At 63.3% G+C, this 21775-nt stretch carries 22 protein-coding genes; 17 read left to right on the top strand and 5 right to left on the bottom strand.

Annotated elements, in window-relative coordinates:
• Positions 1-2: 2 nt before the first annotated feature.
• The 6 genes from flgH to ACSSNI_RS15660 are packed head-to-tail and all read left to right on the top strand — an operon-like array spanning position 3 to position 6177.
• Positions 3-665: a flagellar basal body L-ring protein FlgH gene (gene flgH, locus ACSSNI_RS15685; protein WP_200640478.1), complete on the top strand. Its 663-nt coding sequence runs from the start codon at positions 3-5 to the stop codon at positions 663-665.
• A 21-nt stretch (positions 666-686) separates the two neighbouring features.
• Positions 687-1787, top strand: a complete 1101-nt coding sequence (locus ACSSNI_RS15680) for a flagellar basal body P-ring protein FlgI (protein WP_200640480.1) — start codon at positions 687-689, stop codon at positions 1785-1787.
• 5 nt (positions 1788-1792) lie between these two features.
• Positions 1793-2815 (top strand): lytic transglycosylase domain-containing protein, encoded by a 1023-nt coding sequence (locus tag ACSSNI_RS15675; RefSeq protein ID WP_200640482.1) that lies wholly within the window; start codon positions 1793-1795, stop codon positions 2813-2815.
• Positions 2812-4179 carry a flagellar hook-associated protein FlgK gene (gene flgK / locus ACSSNI_RS15670; RefSeq protein ID WP_200640484.1) on the top strand — a complete coding sequence of 456 codons (1368 nt, stop codon included), beginning with the start codon at positions 2812-2814 and terminating at the stop codon, positions 4177-4179. The genes ACSSNI_RS15675 and flgK overlap by 4 nt, the downstream gene beginning before the upstream one ends.
• A 37-nt stretch (positions 4180-4216) precedes the next feature.
• Positions 4217-5131, top strand: coding sequence for a flagellar hook-associated protein FlgL (gene flgL, locus ACSSNI_RS15665; protein ID WP_148925848.1), 915 nt, complete (start codon positions 4217-4219; stop codon positions 5129-5131).
• 14 nt (positions 5132-5145) lie between these two features.
• Positions 5146-6177: a hypothetical protein gene (locus ACSSNI_RS15660; protein ID WP_148925849.1), complete on the top strand. Its 1032-nt coding sequence runs from the start codon at positions 5146-5148 to the stop codon at positions 6175-6177.
• Between the two features lie 20 nt (positions 6178-6197).
• On the opposite strand, the gene ACSSNI_RS15655 is transcribed toward ACSSNI_RS15660, so the two are convergent.
• Complete coding sequence (locus ACSSNI_RS15655; RefSeq protein WP_200640486.1) at positions 6198-7391, bottom strand: lactonase family protein; 1194 nt, start codon at positions 7389-7391, stop codon at positions 6198-6200.
• On the opposite strand from ACSSNI_RS15655, the gene ACSSNI_RS15650 reads away from it, so the two are divergent.
• Genes ACSSNI_RS15650 through ACSSNI_RS15635 form a run of 4 tightly spaced genes read left to right on the top strand, consistent with a single transcriptional unit; the run spans position 7390 to position 10117 of the window.
• Entirely contained in the window at positions 7390-7890 is a 501-nt protein-coding gene (locus ACSSNI_RS15650) for a YciI family protein (protein ID WP_234484694.1), read from the top strand. The genes ACSSNI_RS15655 and ACSSNI_RS15650 overlap by 2 nt on opposite strands.
• Before the next feature lie 49 nt (positions 7891-7939).
• Positions 7940-8407, top strand: a complete 468-nt coding sequence (locus ACSSNI_RS15645) for a YybH family protein (RefSeq protein ID WP_148925851.1) — start codon at positions 7940-7942, stop codon at positions 8405-8407.
• A gap of 60 nt (positions 8408-8467) precedes the next feature.
• Positions 8468-8824 (top strand): YciI family protein, encoded by a 357-nt coding sequence (locus ACSSNI_RS15640; RefSeq protein WP_159969341.1) that lies wholly within the window; start codon positions 8468-8470, stop codon positions 8822-8824.
• A gap of 3 nt (positions 8825-8827) precedes the next feature.
• The gene (locus ACSSNI_RS15635) at positions 8828-10117 is read left to right on the top strand and encodes an RNA polymerase sigma factor (RefSeq protein ID WP_234484695.1); all 1290 of its coding nucleotides are present in this window, start codon (positions 8828-8830) and stop codon (positions 10115-10117) included.
• Between the two features lie 147 nt (positions 10118-10264).
• Here ACSSNI_RS15635 and ACSSNI_RS15630 read toward each other — a convergent pair whose 3' ends face one another.
• Positions 10265-11620, bottom strand: a complete 1356-nt coding sequence (locus tag ACSSNI_RS15630) for a sigma-54-dependent transcriptional regulator (RefSeq protein WP_200640488.1) — start codon at positions 11618-11620, stop codon at positions 10265-10267.
• Between the two features lie 27 nt (positions 11621-11647).
• Positions 11648-13411, bottom strand: coding sequence for a sensor histidine kinase (locus tag ACSSNI_RS15625; protein WP_200640490.1), 1764 nt, complete (start codon positions 13409-13411; stop codon positions 11648-11650).
• A gap of 202 nt (positions 13412-13613) precedes the next feature.
• On the opposite strand from ACSSNI_RS15625, the gene ACSSNI_RS15620 reads away from it, so the two are divergent.
• The 3 genes from ACSSNI_RS15620 (at position 13614) to ACSSNI_RS15610 (ending at position 17532) form a co-directional block, all read left to right on the top strand.
• Positions 13614-14810, top strand: coding sequence for an HD-GYP domain-containing protein (locus ACSSNI_RS15620; protein WP_200640492.1), 1197 nt, complete (start codon positions 13614-13616; stop codon positions 14808-14810).
• A 368-nt stretch (positions 14811-15178) separates the two neighbouring features.
• Entirely contained in the window at positions 15179-16666 is a 1488-nt protein-coding gene (locus ACSSNI_RS15615; protein ID WP_102837122.1) for a SulP family inorganic anion transporter, read from the top strand.
• A 14-nt stretch (positions 16667-16680) separates the two neighbouring features.
• On the top strand, positions 16681-17532 hold the full coding sequence (locus ACSSNI_RS15610) for a universal stress protein (RefSeq protein WP_200640494.1): 852 nt from the start codon (positions 16681-16683) through the stop codon (positions 17530-17532).
• Between the two features lie 39 nt (positions 17533-17571).
• Here the strand turns inward: ACSSNI_RS15610 and cfaB are convergent, their stop codons facing one another.
• Positions 17572-18753 (bottom strand): C17 cyclopropane fatty acid synthase CfaB, encoded by a 1182-nt coding sequence (cfaB, locus tag ACSSNI_RS15605; protein ID WP_200640498.1) that lies wholly within the window; start codon positions 18751-18753, stop codon positions 17572-17574.
• Between the two features lie 232 nt (positions 18754-18985).
• Here cfaB and ACSSNI_RS15600 point away from each other — a divergent pair, with 232 nt between their 5' ends.
• From ACSSNI_RS15600 to ACSSNI_RS15585, 4 genes are all read left to right on the top strand, one after another.
• Positions 18986-19195: a DUF6434 domain-containing protein gene (locus tag ACSSNI_RS15600; protein ID WP_200640500.1), complete on the top strand. Its 210-nt coding sequence runs from the start codon at positions 18986-18988 to the stop codon at positions 19193-19195.
• Positions 19196-19372: 177 nt separating this feature from the next.
• Positions 19373-19780, top strand: coding sequence for a ketosteroid isomerase-related protein (locus tag ACSSNI_RS15595; RefSeq protein ID WP_200640502.1), 408 nt, complete (start codon positions 19373-19375; stop codon positions 19778-19780).
• Positions 19780-20376, top strand: coding sequence for a GNAT family N-acetyltransferase (locus ACSSNI_RS15590; RefSeq protein WP_148925858.1), 597 nt, complete (start codon positions 19780-19782; stop codon positions 20374-20376). The genes ACSSNI_RS15595 and ACSSNI_RS15590 overlap by 1 nt, the downstream gene beginning before the upstream one ends.
• Entirely contained in the window at positions 20373-21263 is an 891-nt protein-coding gene (locus ACSSNI_RS15585) for a carbon-nitrogen hydrolase family protein (protein WP_200640504.1), read from the top strand. The genes ACSSNI_RS15590 and ACSSNI_RS15585 overlap by 4 nt, the downstream gene beginning before the upstream one ends.
• 230 nt (positions 21264-21493) lie before the next feature.
• Here the strand turns inward: ACSSNI_RS15585 and ACSSNI_RS15580 are convergent, their stop codons facing one another.
• Positions 21494-21754, bottom strand: coding sequence for a formate dehydrogenase subunit delta (locus tag ACSSNI_RS15580; RefSeq protein ID WP_148925860.1), 261 nt, complete (start codon positions 21752-21754; stop codon positions 21494-21496).
• Between the last annotated feature and the right edge of the window lie 21 nt (positions 21755-21775).

Genomic DNA, 21775 nt, shown 5'->3' with positions numbered 1-21775 from the left:
TGATGCGTACGCCCATTCTGCTCGTTGCGCTGGCCTTGCTCGGCGGCTGCGCCAGCTTCAACGAAATGCTGCCGGAAGCGCCTTCGACCGAGTACGAGCCGCTGGAGCTGGATTACAGCCTGCCGCCGACCACTGGTGGCGGCCTGTTCCGCTCCGGTTACACAGGCTCGCTGATCAGCGACCGGCGTGCCGTGCGGGTGGGCGACATTCTCACCGTGGTGCTGGACGAATCGACCCAGTCGAGCAAGAGCGCCGGCACCAGCTTCGGCAAGGAATCGAGCATCGGCATCGACGTGCCGACGGTGCTCGGCAAGGCCTATCCGGACGTGGCGACCTCTGCCGGTGCCGAGCGCGACTTCAAGGGCTCGGCCAAGAGTTCACAGCAGAACACCCTGCGCGGATCCATCGCCGTAAGCGTGCACCGCGTGCTGCCCAACGGCACCCTGCTGATCAAGGGCGAAAAAGCCCTGCGCCTGAACCAGGGCGACGAATTCATCCGCCTGACCGGGCTGGTGCGCATCGACGACATCAACCGCTACAACCAGGTGTCCTCGCAGAGCGTGGCCAACGCGAAGATTTCTTACGCGGGTCGTGGCGTGCTCAACGACAGCAACTCGGCCGGCTGGCTGACGCGGTTCTTCGCGTCGCCGCTGTTCCCTCTTTAAGCCTTGAACATGAGTAGCCCGATGCAATCGCTCAAGCTGTTTCTCGCCGCCTGTGCGCTGTGCTGGCAACTGCCGGCCCATGCGGTGCCGCTAATGGATCTGGTGGATGTCGAGGGCATCCGTGGCAACCAGCTGATCGGCTACGGGCTTGTAGTAGGCCTGGACGGCACCGGCGACAAGAATCAGGTCAAGTTCACCAGCCAGTCGGTGACTAACATGATCAAGCAGTTCGGCGTGAACCTGCCGCCGAACGTCGACCCCAAACTGAAGAACGTCGCCGCGGTGACCATCACCGCCACCGTGCCGCCGTCCTACAGCGCCGGCCAGACCGTGGACGTCACCGTATCCTCGTTGGGTGATGCCAAGAGCCTGCGAGGGGGCCAGCTGCTGATGACGCCGCTGCAGGGTGTCGACGGCGAGATCTACGCGCTTGCACAGGGCGCGGTGATCGTCGGTGGCGTCAATGCCGAAGGCGCCAGTGGCTCCAAGGTTGCCATCAACACCTCCAACACCGGCCTGATCCCGAACGGCGCAACGGTTGAACGGATGATTCCCAGCGACTTTACGGAACGCCCCGAGGTAATGCTTAACGTCCGCCAGCCGAGCTTCCAGACCGTCACCCGTGTGGTCGACGCGGTGGATGCCTATTTCGGTAAAGGCACCGCCACGGCGCTCAACGCCACCAAGGTGTCGATCCGTGCGCCCCTTACTAGCACTCAGCGCATGAGCTTCATGGCCATGCTCGAGCGTCTGGATGTGCAAGAAGGTCGCACCCGGCCGAAGGTGGTCTTCAACAGCCGTACCGGAACGGTGGTGGTGGGTGAGGGCGTACGGGTCAAGGCTGCAGCCGTGGCGCATGGCAGCCTGACGGTCACCATCAGCGAGAACCCCCAGGTCAGCCAGCCGAATGCCTTTGCCGGCGGCGAAACCGTGGTCACGCCGCAGTCGGACGTCACCATCGAGCAGGACCGCAAGGCTATGTTCAAGTGGCCCGAGGGTGCCAGTCTGGAAAGCATCATCAGCACTATCAACAGTCTTGGCGCCACACCCGACGACGTGATGAGCATCCTGCAGTCGCTGGAACGCGCCGGCGCACTGAACGCCGAACTGATCGTGATGTAACGACTATGAGCATCGTATCCCTCCCCCAACACCTCAACGCCCTGCGCAACCGCCAGGACGGCCCGACCGCTGCGCGGCGCCAGCAGCTTGAAGTCGTCGCCGAGCAGTTCGAGGCGATGTTCCTGCAGCAAATCCTCAAGCAGATGCGCAAGGCCGGCGATGTGCTCGGTGCCGGCAACCCGATGCGCAGCCGCGAGCTGGATACCATGCGCGACTTCTACGACGAAGTTCTGGCTGACACCCTGGCCGGCAAACGCCAGACCGGGATCGCCGATATGCTGGTGCAGCAGCTCAGTGGTGAGGCCGTCGGCGCGCCCGCGCCAACGGCACTGGCCGGTCACGCTGGCAGTGGTTTGCAAAGCGGTGGCCTGCATGCGCTGCGTGGCACCTGGCAGCGCGGCGTCGATGCCTTGGACAGCGCCTGGGAAAGCGGCAAGGCCGGCTTCAAGTCGCTGGTCGACAGCGTGATCAAGCATGAGTCCAGTGGCAACATCGCCGCCGTCTCGCCCAAGGGCGCGCGTGGCCTGATGCAGCTGATGCCCGGCACCGCACGGGACATGGCGGCCGAGCTCGGCCTGCCCTTCAGCGAGGCGCGGCTGACCACCGACGCCGAATACAACAAGCGTCTCGGCAGCGCTTACCTGAACAAGATGCTCGATCGCTACGACGGTCATCAGGCGCTGGCGCTGGCGGCGTACAACGCCGGTCCGGGGCGGGTGGACGAATGGCTGAAGAGTCACGGTGACCCCCGCAAGGGCGAGATCGGCACGGGCGCCTGGGTGCAGAAGATCCCCTTTGCGGAAACGCGAAATTACACCCGCAACATCCTCAACGATCTCAGTGCCGCTTCGCCGGCGCCGAGCGAACCACGGGCCCAGTTGCAGGCCGTTCCGCCTGTTGCTCCATCGCCGCTTAATTCCGTCGCCGATCCGGTCGCTCTTTCTACAGGGCGCAGTGTTGCTGGCGCCCACCTCTCGGTGGCGTTTGCGCAACCGATCCGGATCGAGCCGAAGGAAATCGTGTCGTGAGTATTCTTGGTCAAATTGGCTACAGCGGCGTTCGCGCCTCGCAGATCGCCCTCTCGGCGACCGGGCAGAACATCGCCAACGTCAACACGCCCGGCTTTAGCCGCCTGCGACCAGACCTGCAATCGCTCGGCGGGCAGACTTCGGTCAGCATTGGCGGCGGCGTGCAGGTCGGCAGCATCCGGCGCCTGTCCAACGACTTCCAGAATCAGCAGCTCTGGCGCGCCGGCACCGACCAGAACTACTTCAATACCAGCCAGCAGTACCTGACCGCCCTCGAAGGCCTGATCGACAGCGAAGGCTCGAGCGTCAGCGTTGGCCTGGACAACTTTTTCGCCGCGCTCAGCGAAGCCAGCTCGACCCCCGAATCCATCGCCCTGCGCCAGCAGATCATCGGCGAGTCGAAGCAGTTGGCGCAGCGTTTCAACGGGCTGAACAGCAACATCGGCACCCAGCTCAACGCCCTGCAGGGCCAGCGCGTGGCGATGACCAGCGAGATCAACGGGCTGTCCGGCAACATTGCCGAGCTGAACGCACAGATCCGCGAAATGGAATCCTCGGGCCGCGACACGGCGACCCTGCGCGACTACCGCGAGAATCTGGTCAAGGATCTCAGCCAGTATGCTGGTATCCGCGTGCAGGAAGCCGCTGACGGCACCCTGAATGTCTCGCTGGCCAACGGTCAGCCACTGGTGGCCGGGGCAACGGCGGGGCAGTTGAAGATCAACGCGAACCTCGCCGGTGAGCAGGAGATGACGCTGGTCTTCGCCAAGACCACCTTTCCGCTCAACCAGCAGGGCATCGGCGGTTCACTCGGCGGCCTCTACGACATGGAATACGGCGCGCTGCGCCCGGCCCAGCAGGACCTGCACGACATGGCCTCGGCCGTGGCGACGATGATCAATGACGCCCTTGCCGGTGGCTTCGATTTGAACGGTAATCCCGGCCAGCCCCTGTTCAGCTACAACGCCGGCAGCACCAGCGGCATGCTGGCGGTCAACGCCCTGGGCGCCTCGGAACTGGCGCTCTCCGGCACCGCTGGCGAGGTTGGCAACAACCAGACCCTGCTCACCATGCTTGATCTCAAGTCGGCGGGTGTCACGGTTGCCGGCAACACCGTACCGCTCAACGACGCCTACGCCGGCCTGGTGGGCCGCGTTGCCAGTGCCAGCCGGCAGAACCAGGCGGACCTGCGCGCTGCGACCACTGTGGCCGAGCAGGCCCAGGCCCAGCGCGACAGTGTCAGCGCGGTCAACCTGGACGAGGAGGCCGTCAACCTCATGGCTTACGAGCAGGCCTACCAGGCCAACATGAAAGTCATCAGCACTTCCAACGATCTGTTCAACGCCGTACTGGCGATGTTCTGAGCCGGCGCGAGCCGGTTCGACTGACGAGAAAGACACCATGCGCATCTCCAACGCCCAGATCACCGCCATGATGCACGGCTCGATGAACACCAGCTCCGAGAAGCTCGGCAAGCTGATGCAGCAGATGGCCACCGGCGAGCGCATGTTGATGCCCTCGGATGACCCGATCTCCGCCGTACGCGTGCTGCGCATCCAGCGCGAAGAAGCGACGCTGACCCAGTACCGCACCAACATCGCCAACGTGTCCGGCAACCTGTCCAAGCAGGAAGCCAACCTCAAGGCGGCGTCGGACACCATGCTCAACGTGCGTGACCTGCTGCTGTGGGCCGCCAACGGCAGCAACACCAGTGAAGACCTGGCCGCCATCGCCAACGAAATGGGCAATCTGGAAAGGACCATCCTCAGCTTCGCCAACGTGCGCGACGAAGAAGGTCGTTACCTGTTCTCCGGCACCCTCAGCGACCGCCCGGCCATTACCTTCGACGCCGCCACCCAGAGCTACGGGCTGACCGGCAACGATCAATACCGCCAGGCGGCAGTCGCCAATGGTGTACTGGTCGAGGAGAATGTCACCGCTGCGCAGGTGTTCGGTGGCGGCGTCGGTATGCTCAACGACCTCAACACCCTGGTGAAAATGCTCGCCGATCCGGCGCTGGACGCCAACGACCCAGCGGTGCAGGCCTCGATCAGCGCCACGCTCAACAGCCTCGACAAGACCCACGGCGACCTGCTCGGTGCAGTGTCGGAGCTGGGCGGGCGGCAGAACACCCTGACGTTGCTGTCGAGCAGCAACGAGGACGTCTCGCTGGTAAACCAGAAAATCGACGGCGAGCTGTCGCAACTCGATTACGCCACGGCCAGCATCGACCTGAACAACTATCAGCTGTCGCTGCAGGCGACGCAGAAAACCTATTTGAAGATCAACGGGCTGTCGCTGTTCGGCATGCTCTGACCGAGGTAGCGTGAATGAAGATTGGCAAGCAGCTCCCCGCTGTTTCCGCAATCAACCCACAGGAACGCCGCGAGGCGCTGCTGAGGGATGCGCCTGCGCCGCTGCGGGCCGGTGCGCCGGCCGAAACGCCGCACACCGAGACGACGCCCAGCAAGAACACCAGCTTCAGCCTGCAGCTCAATCAGCAACTGTCCTCGATGCAGTCGGCCGACAGCTACCTCGGCGATCTGCAGACGCGTCTGTCGCAACTCAAGCTCAACCTCAGTCGCCAGATCAGCTCGCCGCAGCCCAACGGCGAGGAGAGCATTCGGCAGACCGTGCAGCAGGTTGGCGAGTTGCTCAAAGAGCGCAGCAAGCGCTCCGGCAATTCCCTGGACGCCAATCTCAAACTGCGACTGACCGAGCCGGTGCGCAGCCGTTTCAGTCTGCAAGGGCTGGAGTCGCTGGACAAGATTCGCCAGTCAGGCCGCGAGACGCTGCTGTTCAGCGGCGGACGGCAACTGGCCGAACCGGTGGCCGTGGTGCTCGACGACGAGATGAGCGACGAGCAGATTCTGCGCCGTTTCAATGGCAGCCTGGGCCAGGCCGGTATCCGCGCCGAACTGGATCAGAACGGCGAGCTGATGTTTTCCGCCCGCGAAGGCGACTGGCAAAAGCTCAAGGATCAACTGGCGGTGCAGGGCGAAGGCAAGCTGTTCGACAAAGGCCGATACGTCCGCGTGCAAAGCGAGGACGAGCAACTGCTGAGCTTCCCCGAAGAGCTGCAGCTCGACTCCTTCCGTGAACTGCGCCGCCTGCTCGACTCGGTCGTCGCCGGGCTCGACAAGGTCACCTCCTTGCGCGAGCAGCTGAGCAACCGCCAGCAGGAGATCCGCGAGTTTCTTGCCCGTCAGGCCCATGCCGATGAGAAACAGTGGGCCATGGACTTCTCCCGCTCGGTGTTCAACCTGATGCAGCGCAGTCCTTCCAGCTACGCGGCGGTCACCCAGACCGTTGTAGCCCAAGCGACCATCAGCCGCTTTGCGGTAGTCAGTCTGCTGTCCTGATCGATGCTGCGCCGGGCCTGTTAGGGCCCGGTGCGATCGATGAATTTCACATCCGAAGGCCGCCCCATCGGCAGCGTTTGCACGGTATCGCCCAGCTTGCCGCTGTCGGGGTCGCGCGCCAGTACCACCAGTCCATCACTCTTCTGGTTGGCAATGATCATGAACTGGCCGCTCGGGTCGATGGCAAACTCCCGTGGCTCGCGACCACCACTGTCGCGCTGCTGGATCTCGCGCAGGGTGTCGTTCTCCTCGATGGCATAGACCATGATGCGGTTCTTCTCGGCGCGGTCACTGACGTAGAGAAAGCGACCGTCCGGCGATGGGTGGATGGCGCCGGGCGAATGCTGGCCGACGTCGCCGCCGGCCGCCAGATCCACCAGCTGACGCTGCACCAGGCTGCCGTCGACATGGTCGAAGCGCGCCACCTGAGCGCTCAGCTCCAGCGTCGCGTAGGCCTGGCTGCCGTCCGGGCTGAACACCAGATGACGCGGTCCGCTGCCGTCCGGCAGGCTGATGAAAGCCGGATCGGCCGGGGACAGCGGGCGCTCGGCGTTGGCCGGGTCGTAGCGATAGACGAAGATCTTGTCGGCGCCCAGATCGCTGACGAACAGGGTCTTGCCATTCGGCGACATCACTGCCGAGTGCACGTGAGCCGATTGCTGGCGCTCCGGGTGCATTTCGCTGGCCTTGTGCGTGGCAATCTGGGTGACCGGCATAAGCGTCCCATCCTTGGCCAGCGGCACCACCGCTAGGCTGCCACCCGGGTTTGCTCGCGAGCCGTAGTTGGAGACGAACAGGTAGCGCCCGTCACGGCTCTGGCTCAGGTGGGTGGGTTCGTCGCCCAGGGTGATCTGCTGCTCCAGAACCGATAACTTGCCGCTGGTCGGCGCCAGGATGAAAGCGCTCACACGTCCCACCGGGTCAGGGTGTCCCGGTCCGTTCTCGTTCACCGCATAGACCCGATTGCGGTTCAGGTCCAGGGTCAGCCAGGACGGGTTGTGGGTCCGTACGACCTGTAGCGGTTGTGGTTCGATCAGGCCGGTTTCGGCATCGAACTGCATGCGGTAGATCCCTTCGCTGTTGCCTTCACTGGTGTAGCTACCGATCAATACTTGATACATGGGTGCTGCTGCTCCCGAGGTGCTGAATGCCAAGAGGGCGGCGGCAATGCCGAGGCGTTGCCGCCGCAGTAGGCCGCGCAATGGACTGCGCATGGGCTGCTCCCGTCATGTCGATGGGGCGTGCGCCCCTGATCTGGATTGGAGCGCGGAAGCGGAAAAAGTTTTCCCGACATTGTCGATTTCTCCCATCGCCGATCGACCAGAGAAAACAGCAATCGTCCTCGGGGATGCCGCGATGCGCTATTTGTGCCTGGTCTACCTGAATGAAGACGCCGTGGCGGCACTGTCGCCAGGCCTTCACGCCGCGCTCGATGCCGAGTGCCGTGAGTACCACGCGCAGCTGCGGCGCAGCGGCGAGCTGATCGTCGCTGAAGCGCTGCAGCCGGTGTTGAGCGCTACCACCCTGCGCCGCCAGGGCGACCGCCTGCTCCTGCGCGACGGGCCGGTGCGCGACGGCTCCGAGCAGCCCGCGGCGATCTATCTGTTCGAGACCCAGGACCTCAATGATGCGATCCGTCTGGCCGCGCGCCTGCCGGCGGCACGGCTGGGCAGCGTCGAGGTGCGTGCGCTGGGGGCACGGGCGCCGCCTTGATACGCCGCGAGTGTGATTGAGCCGAATCATCAACCAAGAGGACAGCGAGATGAACAGCCCCAGCCAAACGCAGGACGAAACCCGGATTCGCCAACTCACCGAAACCTTCGAAAAGGCCACTGTGCGCAAGGATCTGGACACCATCATGGCGCAGTACGCCGCAGACGTACGGGCCTTCGATGCGGTCGGTCCACTGCAATTCAAGGGCGCCGACGCGTACCGCCAGCACTGGCAGAACTGCTTTGATTTTTGCCAGGGCGAGGGCTATTTCGAAATCAGTGAGCTCGAAATCAACGTCAGCGGAGACGTGGCCTATAGTCATTTCCTGAGCCATTGCGGCGGCACCGATGAAAAAGGCGACATGCAGTCCGGATGGATGCGCGGCAGCCGTTGCTGGCGTCGGCAGGACGGCGACTGGAAGGTCGTCCATGAGCATTTCTCGATGCCATTCGACATGGCCAGTGGGCAGGTCAACTTCGGCATTGAACCCGAACCTCGGGCTGGCATCGCCAGCTGATCGACCCCTTCGTCCCGTCGCTGCCCGCGCGGCAGCCGGCGGGCGCTACCGGAGAAGGACATGAAATACCTGTGCCTGATCTATTACGACGAGCAGCGTGTGGATTCAATGACTGACGAGCAGTGGGCGGCGCTGGTCGAGCAATGCGTTGCCAACAGTGAGCGGCTGAAGGAAAGCGGCCAGTTCCTGGCCGGCGAGCCGCTGCAATCAGTGCGTACTGCCAAAACCGTACGGGTTCGTGAGGGCGCGGTGTCGGTCGTCGACGGCCCGTTCGCCGAAACCCGCGAGCAACTGGCAGGCTTCTATCTGATCGAAGCGCAGGATCTGGATGAAGCGCTGCACCTGGCGGCGAAGATCCCACCCGCGCAGCTGGGCAGCATTGAAGTTCGCCCGTTGCGCCAGTTACCTGATCGTTGATCGATGCCTGAGCGGGGCAGGCCGCCCTCGACCGAGCACATCGGTGCTGGACCGACGCTGGCCGAAATCGACACCCTGTACCGCACGCAGTCGCGGCGGGTGTTGGCGACGCTGATTCGCCTGTTGGGCGATTTCGAGCTGGCCGAGGAAGCCCTGCATGACGCCTTTATCGCGGCGGTGCAGCAGTGGCCGCGTGACGGTCTGCCTTCCAATCCTCGTGCCTGGCTGGTCTCGGCTGGTCGCTTCAAGGCCATCGACGGGCTGCGCCGGCGGGCACGTTTCGATGCATCGCTGAGCCTGCTGGCCGATCAGCTGGACAGCCACAACGAGCTCGAATGGGAGCGTGAAGACCTCGAAGACGACCGCCTGCGGCTGATCTTCACCTGCTGCCACCCGGCGTTACCGGCCGATGCGCAGGTGGCGCTGACGCTGCGCGAAGTCTGCGATCTCAAGACCGAAGAGATTGCCCGAGCCTTTCTCGCCTCACCCAGCACCATTGCCCAACGCATCGTCCGCGCCAAGCAGAAGATTCGCGACACGGGCATTCCCTACCGAGTACCCACACACGAAGAGCTGCCGGCTCGGCTGGATAACGTGAAGCGGGTGATCTACCTGGTTTTCAATGAAGGCTATTCCGCCTCCGGCGGCAGCGAGCTGACCCGTGCCGACCTCTGCGCCGAGGCTATCCGTCTCGGGCGTCTGCTGCTTGAGCTGTTGCCCGATCCTGAGCTGATGGGGTTGCTGGCCCTGATGCTGCTGCATGACTCCCGCCGCGCCGCGCGTACCGATGAGGCGGGCGAGCTGGTGCGCCTCGACGAGCAGGACCGCAGCCGCTGGAATCAGGCGCAGATTGTTGAAGGCGCCGCGCTGGTAGAGCGGGCGCTCGCCTCCAGGCGCTTCGGCCCTTACACCGTGCAGGCCGCCATCGTTGCCGTGCATGCCGAGGCGCACAGTGCTGCGCAGACTGATTGGGCGCAAATCGTCGGGCTTTACGACCTGTTGCTGCGCATCAGCCCATCGCCGGTCATCGAACTCAACCGCGCGGTAGCCCTGGCGATGCGTGATGGCGCCGAGGTCGGGCTGGCTACCATCGACGCATTACTGGCCCGCGGCGAACTGCGCGATTACCACCTGCTGCACTCCGCCCGCGCTGACTTCTGCCGTCGACTGGGCCGCCTGGACGAAGCCCGCGAGGCCTACCGAACCGCGTTGGGCCTGGCTCAGCTGGAGCCGGAAAAGCGCTTCCTGCAGCAGCGCCTGGATGAGCTGGATGCCGCGCAGCGCAAGGCTTGAAAGCGATCGTGAGCAAGCTCGCTCCTACAAGGATGACGCTCCCGAAGCAGCGCTAGGGATCTTCATGAGTCCGCGGTTATCGCCACGATCAATCGCCCTGTATCGACACTCCCACCACATTCGCTAAGCAGGGTCCCGGGTGCGGGATCAGCTGTCGTGGCTATCCGCCGGCAGGTAGTCGCTGCGGCTCAGCCCGTGGCGTTGCATCTTTTCGTTGAGGGTGCGGCGGGGCAGTTGCAGTTGCGCCATGACTTCGCTGATGTTGCCTTTGTGCTGTTGCAGGGCGCTGTGCAGGCACTGGGCTTCGAAGGCTTCCATCTGGTCGGCCAGTGAGGTGCCGGCGACGGCGGTTGGGGCCGTGGCGGGTGCAGGCGGGGTCAGGCCCAGGGCATGGCGTTCGGCGGCGTTGATCAGTTCGCGGACGTTTCCCGGCCAGTCGTGGCTGAGCAGCTGCGCCAGCTCGGCCGGGCTGGCCGGCAGCGGATCTCGGCCGTGGCGTTGCGCGGCCTGGGTGGCGAAGTGATCGAACAACAGCGGGATATCCTCGCGTCGGTCTCGCAGCGGCGGAATGTGCAATTCGGCGACGTTCAGGCGGTACAGCAGGTCCTCACGGAAGCGCCCGCCGCGTACCTCTTCCAGCAAATCCGGTTTGGCGGCGCTGATCACCCGCAGGTCGACCTCGATACTGCGGTTCGAGCCCAGCCGCTCCAGGGTCTTTTCCTGCAACACGCGCAGCAGTTTGACCTGCTGAGCCAGCGGCATGCTCTCGATCTCGTCGAGAAACAGGGTGCCACCGTGGGCATGTTCGATGCGGCCGATGCGTTTGCCCTGGGCGCCGGTGAACGCGCCGCTCTCATGGCCGAACAGCTCGCTTTCGAAGATGGTTTCCGGAATCGCCGCACAATTGAGAGCAACGAAAGGGTTGCGTGCCCGCGGGCTGAAATCATGCAGGCAGCGCGCGACCTGCTCCTTGCCGCTGCCGGTGTCGCCGCGAATCAAGACGTTGACGTCGGTGCCGGCCAGTTCCAGTACCTGACGGCGAAGGTTCTCCATTGTCCGCGAGACGCCCAGCAGCATCGATTCGATGCGGCCTTTGCGGGTGAACTGCTCGCGCAGCTGACGGTTTTCGCAGACCAGCCGGCGCTTGTCCTGGGCGCGGCGCACGCTGTCGAGCAGGCGTTCCGGGGTGAAGGGTTTCTCGATGAAATCGTAGGCGCCCTGGCGTAGCGCCTGCACCGCCATCGGCACATCGCCATGGCCGGTCACCATGATCACTGGTAGCTCCGGGTCCAGCGTCACCAGCTTTTCCAGCAGGCCGAGGCCGTCAAGGTCCGGCATCCGCACGTCGCTGATCAGCACGCCGGGAAAGCCCCGGTCGACGATAGCCAGCGCTTCGTGGGCACGGGCGCAGGTTTGCACGCTGAAGCCGGACAGCTCCAGCCACTGCTGCACCGCCTGGCGGATTGCCGCTTCGTCATCGATGAAAATCACCTGACCGCTCATCTGTCACTCCTCCTGCGAGTGGCCAGTCTACTCGGCGCCGGGCGATTCGGCCGCTGGCATATGCAGTTCGAACACCGCGCCCTGCGCATCGTTGTGCACGCTGAGGCTGCCGCCAAGGTCGCGCACGATGCCGTAGGAAACGGCAAGCCCGAGGCCGAGCCCCTGGCCAACCGGCTTGGTGGTGAAAAAGGGCTCGAACACCTGATCCAGATGTTCCTCGGCGATGCCGCCACCGCTGTCGGCAACGCTCAGCGTCCAGCCGTCGCCTTCTGGCTGGCAGAGGATGCGCAGCGCTTTGGTCTCGGCGTTCCACATGGCGTCCAGGGCGTTGGTCAGCAGGTTGATCAGCACCTGCTCCAGGCGAATCGCATCGCCACTGACCCAGGCCTGGTGCGGCATCTGACACATCACCGCAACCCCTTCGCTGCGAATGCGCGGGGCGAGCAGCTGCAGCGCCTGGTCCAAGACCTCGGCCAGGCTCAAACGCTGGCGCAGCCCGGCGGGGCTCTTGCGAGCGAAGGTTTTCAGGTGACTGGTCAGCGCCGCCATGCGCTCGAGGAGGCCTTCAACCTGGCCGATGCCTTCGCGCACGGCGTCGGTGCGGCCGCTGTCGAGCAACAACCGCTGACTGGCCAGCTGCATGCGCAGGGCGGTCAGGGGCTGGTTGATCTCGTGGGCGAGGGCGGCGGACATCTGCCCCAGCGCGGCCATGCGCGCGGCATGCACCAGTTCATCCTGCGCGGTGTTCAGCTCGCGGGTGCGCTCTTCTACCAGACGCTCCAGCTCGTTGCGGCTGCGGCGTTCCACGCGGCGGGTCTTGCGCCGTTGGGCCAGGTACAGCAGCAGGAACGCGAGCGTCATCCAGACGCCGGCCGCGGCCAGGCGGTAGCTGCGGACGTTGGCGGCTACCAGCTGCGGCTCCTGCAGCAGGTGCAGGGTCCAGTCTTCCTCGGGCAGTTCCAGACGTTGCCAGAGGTAGTCGCGGCGGCCATCGGGCCCGTCGACCAGGCGCCGCTCGCTGTTCTCGTCGATCTGCTGCAGGTTCTGGCTCGTCAACGGCTGCAGATTCTGTTCGGCGTAGCGGCGGACCGCGACGAGGCGGTCGCGTACCGCCTCGCTCAGCGGGCGCAGGTAGCGGAAGCGCCAGGCTGGGCGGTTGGTCAGGATGACGATGTCCAGTGAGTCGGAGATCAGCAGGATGCCGGACTGCCCGACCCATTCACGCTGCATGTCTTCGAGTTCGAGCTTCACCACCAGCACGCCGATCACCTCGCCCGCGGCATTTTTGACCGAGCTGGAGAGGAAATACCCGGGGATGCCGGTGGTCACGCCGACCGCGAAGTAACGACCCGAGTCGTTCGCTACCGCATCGATGAAATAGGGCCGGAAGGCGTAGTTGTTGCCGACGAAACTGCTCCAGTCGCGCCAGTTGCTGGCTGCCAGGGTTTCGCCATGGCGGTCGAGCAGGTAGAGCACCGAGGAGCCGGCAGCCTGGTTCTGCTCTTCCAATCGGTGGTTGAGCTGTTCGCGCAGGGCCTGATCGCCGGGGTTGTTCAGCAATGTCTGGATATCGCTGTCGAGCGCCAGCAGCGCCGGAACCGAACGGAAGCGCTGCACCTGGGTATGGATCGCCTGGGCGTAGAGTTCGAGCTGGCCGGCGGCCTCCTGGCTGCGCTCGGTCCAGGCGCGTTGCTCGGCGATGCGCCCAGCCCAGTACATGCTCAGCAGCAGGCCGGCCAGAATCAGCGAGATGATGAGGGCGACGCGGTAGCGGCTGGACAGGGCAATCATGATCGGCTCGCGATAGCGGAATCGCATGGTAAAGCAGGCCGCGCGTCGGATTCCAAGACGTGTACATCTTTCGACTAATGTACAAGTACGGCTGGATGGTGGCACTTTAGCGCCATTGCCGCCCGAAACAATGGGCCGGCCAGCAGGGACGCCAGGTTACAACGAGATCAGCTCGACCAACCCTTGTCGTCTCGAGGCGCCCATGCTGAAGAAAATTCCTACTGATGCGGTGCGTTTAGGCATGTATCTCCATGCCATCGAAGGCAGCTGGCTGGCGCATCCGTTCTGGAAAAACAAGTTCATCATCGATGACCCTGAAGACCTTCAGCGCCTGCGCCAGAGCGGGCTGACGGGCGTCTGGATCAACATCAGCAAGGGCGTCGACGTGGCCGACCAGGCGGTTGTGCTGTCAACGCCGGCTTCGGTTCCTCCGCCTGAGGACCCGCGCGCTCCAGCTGTTGCGCGGTGCAGTGCGCGCGACGAACTGCAGCGTGCCGCTCGCGTGCTCAGTCGCTCAAAGAAGGCGATCACTGAGCTGTTCAACGAGGCGCGACTGGGCAATGCCATCAGTGTCGAGAGTTGTCTGCCGCTGGTCGCGGATATCAGCGACTCGTTGGCGCGCAACAGCTCCGCACTGATCGGCCTGGCGCGGCTCAAGCACAAGGACGAGTACACCTACCTGCACTCGGTCGCCGTTTGTGCCTTGATGGTGTCCCTGGCCCGGCAGCTGGGCCTCGACGAGAACGCCGTGAGCGAGGCCGGGCTGGCCGGGCTGCTGCACGATGTCGGCAAGATGGTCATGCCGACAGAGGTACTCAACAAACCAGGCGCGCTGACCGATGCCGAGTTCGCCGTCATGCGCAGCCATCCCGAGCGGGGGCATGCGCTGCTGCTCGCGGCGGGGTCGCTGCCGGCCTCGGCGCTGGACGTCTGCCTGCATCATCACGAGAAGTTCGATGGCAGCGGCTACCCGTTCCGGCTGGCCGGCGAGAACATCAGCCTGTTCGCGCGAATGGGCGCGGTGTGCGATGTGTATGACGCCATCACCTCCAACCGTCCCTACAAGAAAGCCTGGAATCCGGCTGAATCGCTGGCCCGCATGGCGCAGTGGACCGGCCACTTCGATACCCAGATATTTCATGCCTTCGTGCGCTCGGTGGGTATCTATCCGCTCGGTTCCCTGGTGCGTCTGGAGTCTGGCCGGCTCGGCGTGGTGATCGATCAGCACCCGGAAAAGCTCACCGAACCGCTGGTCCGGGTGTTCTTTTCAGCCAAAGCCAAAACGCCGATTCAGCAGCTGGACCTGGACCTTTCGCGTCGCAACGCCAACGACCGCATCGTCGGGCGCGAGGATCCGGCGCAGTGGGGCTTCAACAATCTCGACGACTTCTGGCGGTAGGCCTGACGCCTGTCTGGGCGAGCACAAACCGGCGTCTCGGCCGCCTCTGGCATGACAGCCGGCGGCGCCTGGGCTGCCCCTTTGGGTCGCGCCAGGGGGCTTGCTGCGCTATCATCCGCGGCCTGTTTCAAGCGGCTTCGAGCGATCTGAGCCCTAAATCGAGTCTGTCTCTTCGCATGATCCGGCTGCCCACTCCGCCTTAGCGCCTGTCGTCACCCCAGCGCGACCACCTTGCCATACAGGCGGTCGGTAGCCTGCGCGTCGCATTCATGCACGCAATTGCACCCTGTTCAAATCCAGAAACTAGCCTTGTATCAACCGCGTGCCGCCTCCGGTCTGCCGGTGATGCCTTTGCTCCGGAATTCACCATGCTTCATTCGCTCAAACAAAACTGGTTCTGCAATATCCGCGGCGACGTGCTCGCCGGCCTCGTCGTTGCCCTGGCGCTGATTCCAGAGGCGATTGCCTTCTCCATCATCGCCGGGGTCGACCCGCGTGTCGGCCTCTACGCCTCCTTCTGTATTGCCGTGGTGATCGCCTTCGTCGGAGGCCGACCGGGGATGATTTCCGCCGCCACCGGTGCCATGGCGCTGCTGATGGTGACGCTGGTGCGCGAGCACGGCCTGCAATACCTGCTGGCGGCGACGCTGCTTTGCGGCCTGTTGCAGATCGGCGCCGGTTACCTGCGTCTCGGTTCGCTGATGCGCTTCGTTTCGCGCTCGGTGGTCACTGGCTTCGTCAACGCCCTGGCGATACTGATCTTTATGGCCCAGCTTCCGGAACTGACAGGTGTCACCTGGCACGTCTATGCCATGACCGCGGCGGGGCTGGGCATCATCTACCTATTCCCCTATGTGCCGAAGATTGGCCGGGTCATTCCGTCGCCGCTGGTCTGCATCCTGTCTCTGACCGCCGTCGCCATGTACCTGGGGCTGGATATCCGCACTGTCGCCGACATGGGCGAGCTGCCTGACACCCTGCCGATCTTCCTCTGGCCGCAAGTGCCGCTGAATTTCGAGACGCTGGCAATCATCTTCCCTTACTCCGCGGCCCTGGCTGTGGTCGGTCTGCTGGAGTCGCTGATGACGGCGACCATCGTCGATGACCTGACCGATACCGGCAGCGACAAGAACCGCGAGTGCAAGGGCCAGGGTGTCGCCAACATCGTGTCCGGCATGTTCGGCGGCATGGCCGGTTGCGCGATGATCGGCCAATCGGTGATCAACGTGAAATCCGGCGGCCGCACGCGGTTGTCGACGCTGATTGCCGGTGTCGTGCTCTTGCTGATGGTGGTGTTTCTCAGTGACTGGGTCGGCCAGATCCCCATGGCCGCGCTGGTCGCGGTGATGATCATGGTTTCCATCGGCACCTTCAGCTGGGATTCGCTGCGTAATCTCAAGCGCTATCCGCTGTCGACCAACATCGTCATGGTGGTCACCGTAGTGGTGGTGGTCTTTACCCACAACCTGGCGTTCGGCGTGCTGGCCGGTGTGCTGCTGGCGGCGCTGTTTTTTGCCAACAAGGTCGGCCATTACCTGCATATCGGTTCGGAGCTGGACGCCGAAGGCAACCGCCGCACCTACCGTGTGGTCGGCCAGGTGTTCTTCAGCTCGTCCGACAAATTCACGTCCGCTTTCGACTTCAAGGAAGCGCTCTCGAGCGTCATCATCGACCTGACCCATGCTCATTTCTGGGACATCACCGCCGTTGCGGCGCTCGACAAGGTCGTCGTCAAGCTTCGCCGTGAAGGCACCGAGGTCGAAGTGCTGGGGTTGAACCAAGCCAGCGCAACCATCGTCGACCGTTTCGGGGTGCACGACAAACCCGAAGCCATCGACGATCTGATGAGCCACTGACCAGGAGCACAACAATGAACAACGTATTGGCCTGCATCGACGGTTCCCCTCAGGCTGCGGCCGTCTGTGATTGCGCCGCCTGGGCCAGTCTGCAGCTGGATGCACCGCTGACTCTGTTGCATGTCCTCGACCAGCAGCAGTACCCGGCCGCCGGCAACCTCAGCGGCATCATCGGTCTCGGTAGCCGCGAATACCTGCTCGAAGAGCTCGCCGCACTGGACGAAAAGCGCAGCAAGCTGGCGCTCGAAGAAGGCCGGATGATGCTCGACTCAGCGAAGCAGCGCGTCCTGACTGCCGGGGTGGTGCAGCCGGAGGTGCGGCAACGGCACGGCGATCTGGTGGAAAGCCTGCGCGAGCTGGAATCCGACACCCGGCTGCTGGTGATCGGCAAGCAGGGCGAGGACAGCGGCACCGACCTGCAGCTGATTGGCAGCCAGTTGGAAAGCGTGATTCGCACGCTGCACCGGCCGATCCTGGTCACCCCGGCCAGCTTTGCCGTGCCGACAAGCGTCATGCTCGCGTTTGATGGCAGCGCCACTTCCCGCAAAGGTGTGGAAATGCTGGCCTCCAGCCCGCTGTTCAAAGGCATACCGATCCATCTGGTGATGGTCGGCGAGGACACCGGTGACAACCGCGCGCTGCTCGATGCGGCCCGTGATGCCCTGTCGGCAGCAGGCTTCGAGGTACAGATCGCGATTCGTGGCGGCGAAGTCGAACCCACCCTGCATGCCTACCAGGCCGAGCACGGTATCGGCCTGCTGGTGATGGGCGCTTACGGGCACTCGCGGATTCGTCAGTTCCTCGTTGGCAGCACCACCACTAGCATGATTCGCTCGACCACCACGCCGCTCCTGCTGTTGCGCTGAGTCGGTGTCAGCCTGGCGCATCGGTGCCAGGCTGCCGTGCTACTGATAGAGATCCGCGCGTGTCCAGGGCAGCTCGTGGGAACCGTCGGGCAGCGGCTTGCTGGCGAGGATCTGGTGCAGGTTGATCCAGTTGCGGCGGAAGCCATAGGCGCAGCCTGCCAGGTACACCCGCCAGATGCGCAACGCCCGCTCGGGGATTAGCTGCTGCGCTTCCTCCAACCGCGACTCCAGGCGCTCGCTCCACAGCTGCAGCGTGCGCGCATAGTGCAGGCGCAGGCTTTCCACATCGACGATCTCCAGTCCCGACTCGCTGATGCAGGCACCTATCTCTACCAGATGCGGCAACTCGCCGTGAGGAAAGACGTAGCGGTCGATGAATTCGCCCGCGCCATGGGCGACCGGCCGGCCATCGGTATGCCGCGAAGTGATGCCATGGTTGAGGACCAGACCGCCCGGGCGCACCACCGCGGCCAGCTGCTGGCAATACAACGGCAGGTTCGCGTGGCCGACATGTTCGAACATGCCGACGCTGACCACCTTGTCGAACTGTCCGTCCGTGGGCAGATCGCGGTAATCCAACAGCTCAAGCTGGACGCGGCCCTCCAGCCCCTCGGCCGCCACGCGCTCGCGCCCGAGCCTTAGCTGTTCGGCGCTGAGCGTAATGCCAAACACCTGCGCTCCGTATTCCCGCGCCGCAAACCGCGCCAGACCACCCCAGCCACAGCCTACATCCAGCAGCCGATCGCCGGGCTGCAGGCGCAACTTGCGACACAGGTGCCGGAGCTTGGCCTGCTGCGCCTGATCGAGGTCTTCGCAGCCCGTCTCGAAATAGCCGCAGGAGTAGACCATGTCGCGGTCGAGCCAGAGCTGATAGAAGGCGTTGGACAGGTCGTAGTGATAGGAAATCGCTTCGGCGTCAGTGGCCTTGTCATGGGCTTCACGCACCGGCAGCTGCGGATGTGCGTCGTCCAATGCCCGACTGATCTCGTCACCGATGCGGATCACCTCTTCAAGCGGCCCGTGCAGATCGAGCTTTCCCTCGACATAAGCGCCGCCTAACAGCGCCAGGCTGGGATGAGCCAAGCGAGGTATCAGCCCTGGGTCGCGAATCTCCAGCGTCACACTGGGCGCGGGCCCCATGTCGATTTCCTTGCCGTCCCATAGCCTGAGGCGCAAAGGCAATTCCAAGTCTCGAAGGGCTGGCAGCAATGTGGTCAACATGCGCATCCTCCTCTTCCAAGCATTCCGAATAAGGTAGACGAAGGAGCGAGACCTGCAGCCGTCCGTTCGATTGTTTTTTGCTATGTAACCATGGGAGAAAGGCTATTCATCAGAATCGCGACGCGGGATCTTTGCAGGCATAGCCCTGGGCCGTTGTGCCTGAAGCGAAAGCTCTGCGTCGCTCTTGCCGCTTACCTCCTCGCACCCCGTCTGGCATACGAAGGTGACCGCGATGAAATTTGATTGGCATAAGGACCGGATAACTGATGAAACACCGGTAACCGACACCTATCGAAACACGCAGAACGTACGAAGATTCATGATCGAGGCGTGCGGGCCCGGCTTCAGGTTTGATCAGGACTTCATGGCCTGGGTGAAAGATGGAATATCCAAGACCATGGGACAGGTTGCTGGCGAATGGCTGAGACGGCATCAGCCTTGAATCGACGCACTACCGATCCAGAGCGCCAAATCGGACGGCAAGGCTGGTCACGACCGTCGATATTTTCCAGGTGCGACCGCCTCATGCTTGATTCTGCCAGTCACCTTGTGTCGCGCTTTCGTCACCTTGGCGAGACTGTCTACTATCGAAATTTCCGCCCCTTCAGGAGATTTTTCGATGCACCAGGCCACCGCTCAGCTGTTGCAACGCTACTACGACGCCTTCAATGCGGGTGACATGGTCACCTTCCTGTCGCTTCTCACCGATGACGTGATCCATGACATCAATCAGAGCGGGCGAGAGATGGGTAAACCGGCCTTTGAACAGTTCATGCAGCGCATGAACCGCAACTACCGGGAGAAAATTGTGGATCTTTCGATCACCACGAACGAAGCGGGTGACCGGGCGGCCGTCGAGTTCACCGTACTGGGCGAATACCTGGCGACCGATGAAGGGCTACCGGAAGCGAACGGCCAGACTTACCGGCTCCCGGCGGGGGCATTCTTCGCCATTCGGGATGGGCAGGTGGCGCGAGTGACCAACTACTACAACCTTGAAGACTGGGTTGCTCAAGTGTCCGCGTGATGGCCCGGCTGACCTTCCAGCGCTTATCCGGCGCCACGCTTCATCGGTACATTCCTGAACTGGCCCGGTTGCGCATGCGTGTATTCCGAGACTTTCCGTACCTGTACGACGGCGATCCGGAATACGAGGCGCGCTATCTGCAAACCTATGTCGAGGCGCCGCACAGCGTGATCGTGCTGGCGTTCGATGGCGACCGGGTGGTGGGCGCTTCTTCGGGGCTGCCGCTGATTCATGAAACGGAGGAGGTCCAGCAGCCTTTCCGCGAGGCGGATTATGCCGTTGAGACGATCTTCTATTGTGGCGAATCCGTATTGCTGCCCGACTACCGAGGGCAGGGTGCCGGTGTGGCGTTCTTCGAACACCGTGAAGACCATGCGCGCGAGACTGGCGGCATGAAGCATTCATGCTTCTGTGCGGTGGAGCGGCCTGTTACGCACCCAGCTCGGCCTGCCGGTTATCAGCCACTGGATGAGTTCTGGCAGCACCGTGGGTACGAAAGGCACCCGGAGCTGGCCACGCAGTTCAGCTGGAAAGACCTCGGCGATTCACACGAGTCGCTCAAACCCATGACCTTCTGGATGAAGCCCTTGCCATGAGCGTGTTTACCCTGGCGACAGCCCAATACGACATCGGCTTTTTCTCTCATTGGGATGACTTCGCGGCCAAGCTGGAACGCTGGGTCGCCAGTGCCGTACAGCAAGACGCCAAGCTGCTGGTATTTCCTGAATACGGCAGCATGGAACTGGCTTCGCTCTTCGGCCAAGCGGTGTACAGCGATTTGCAGCAGCAGCTCCAGGCGATGCAGACCTTGCTGCCGATGTGGCGCGACCTGCATCAGGCGCTGGCCCGCCGTCACGATGTCCTGATCCTGGCCAGTTCCTTTCCAACAGAATTGCAGGCCGGCCATGTCGTGAACCGGGCGACGCTGTTCGGGCCAGAAGGGATCCTGGGTCATCAGGACAAGCTCATCATGACTCGTTTCGAGAACGAGCAATGGGGCATTCGTGCTGGTGAACGTATTGGCGTCATTGATACCGAACTCGGCCGTATCGGCATCCTGATCTGCTATGACTCGGAATTCCCGATGATTGCCCGTCAGCAGATTACGGCCGGTGCCGAGCTGCTGCTGGTTCCGAGCTGCACCGATACGCAGGCCGGTTTTCATCGGGTACGTATCGGTTGCCAGGCGCGGGCGCTGGAAAACCAGTGTTATGTGGTCCAGTCGCCTACCACCGGCCTTGCGCCCTGGTCCGAAGCGGTTGATGTCAATACGGGCCGCGCCAGCGTGTATACGCCGGTGGATTATGGTTTTCCGGATAACGGCATCCTGGTCGAAGGCGCGGATGATGAGGCGAACTGGGTGTTTGCGACCCTCGACCTGCGTGAGCTTGCGCGGATACGCGCAGAGGGTCAGGTGTTCAACCACCGAGACTGGCCAAAGCAGTTGGCGTTGAAGGGGCCGGAGCAGGCCGCTTTCTCCTGACAGCCATTGAAATACTGACGCGTTGAAGCGGGGCGCCCTCCCACATGTGCCGGGTTGCAGCCAGGTATGGGCTGCAGGTGATGGGTGTTGGATCTGTCGTGCCGGCACGAACAGACGCTCAGGCGCCTTGCTCCGCGTCCTCTCTCTTACTATGCCCCATGCTTGACGCTGGACGTCCAGACAAAAAAAGGCCACCTGTAGGTGGCCAAAAAAAACTGATCTACAACCTGCTATCCCGCATCGGACGTCTCGGCCCAGTCTCGGACCTCGTCCGACATCCGTTTGAGTCGTAGCACGGCCAGGCGAGCAATCGGCTCCAGGGCGCTGCCGTCGTTCTCGGCGTAGTCGATGATCTGTTCCTTCATCCGACGCGCCCAGAATTTCTTCAGGTGCAGCGCGATCTGTTCGGCCGCCGCCGCATCGTCCTGATGATGCCGGTTATTCACGGTGATCTGATTCAACATCTTGATCAGCGTATCCATTTCATTCATTCGAGGCATCCTCCTGTCCGG

Source organism: Stutzerimonas tianxiuensis (genome assembly GCF_053470365.1).
This window is presented reverse-complemented; position numbering and strand designations above follow the sequence as displayed.